General features: G+C 32.6%; 1 protein-coding gene. It reads left to right on the forward strand.

All coding sequences use genetic code 11. The features are described 5' to 3' along the window. Positions 1-1080 (forward strand): glycogen/starch/alpha-glucan phosphorylase (locus B2S90_RS01265; RefSeq protein WP_286696427.1); only part of this gene is annotated, 1080 nt, incomplete at both ends.

Consider the following 1080-nt stretch of genomic DNA (forward strand, 5'->3'; position numbering starts at 1 on the left):
GAAATAGAAGCTGAACCTTCACTCGGTAATGGTGGGCTAGGTCGATTAGCTGCTTGTTTCTTAGATTCAATCGCAACTTTAGACCTACCTGGTGATGGTGTTGGTCTTAATTATCATTTAGGTTTATTCAAACAGGTATTTGAATACAACAAACAGTGCGAAACACCAAACCCTTGGATTAATGATCATTCTTGGCTCATTCCTACAAACAAACATTATACTGTAGAATTTAAGGACTTTTCTTTAAAGTCTCAATTATATGATTTAGATGTATTAGGCTATAAAGGAAATAAGAATAAATTACACTTATTTGATATTGCATCTGTTGATGAATCAATGGTACATGATGGTATCTCATTTGATAAATCAAACATTGTACGTAACTTAACTTTATTCCTCTATCCAGATGATAGTGATGAAGCAGGTCGTAAATTACGTATTTATCAGCAGTATTTCATGGTATCTAATGGGGCACAGATGATTCTTGAAGATATCAAGAGTAAAGGAATCAGCTTAACTGATTTAGATAAGCATGTATGTATCCAGATTAATGATACACATCCATCAATGGTTATTCCTGAATTGATTCGTCTTCTTATGAAAGAAGGACTTACAATGAAGCAGGCTATTGATATTACATCTAAAACATGTGCTTATACAAACCATACTATTCTTGCAGAAGCACTTGAAAAATGGCCATTGTCTTATCTAGAAGAAATCGTGCCTCAATTAGTACCTATTATTGAAGCATTAGATGCTGTTGCGAAAGAAAGATCTACAAATGAAAAAGTCGCAATTATTGATAATAATAAGCTCGTTCATATGGCACATATGGATATCCACTTTGGTTTCTCTATCAATGGTGTGGCTTCTATTCATACAGATATTTTAAAGAATACTGAATTACATGACTTCTATGAACTTTACCCAACACATTTCAACAACAAAACAAACGGTATTACATTTAGAAGATGGTTATTATCATGTAATGAAGAATTAACTGATTTGATTGATAGTTTGATTGGTGAAGGCTACAAACAGGATGCAAGTGAATTAGAGAAATTACAGAAATATTTAGAT

Source organism: Catenibacterium sp. UBA627, assembly GCF_002299355.1.
GTDB lineage: Bacteria > Bacillota_I > Bacilli_A > Erysipelotrichales > Coprobacillaceae > Catenibacterium > Catenibacterium mitsuoka.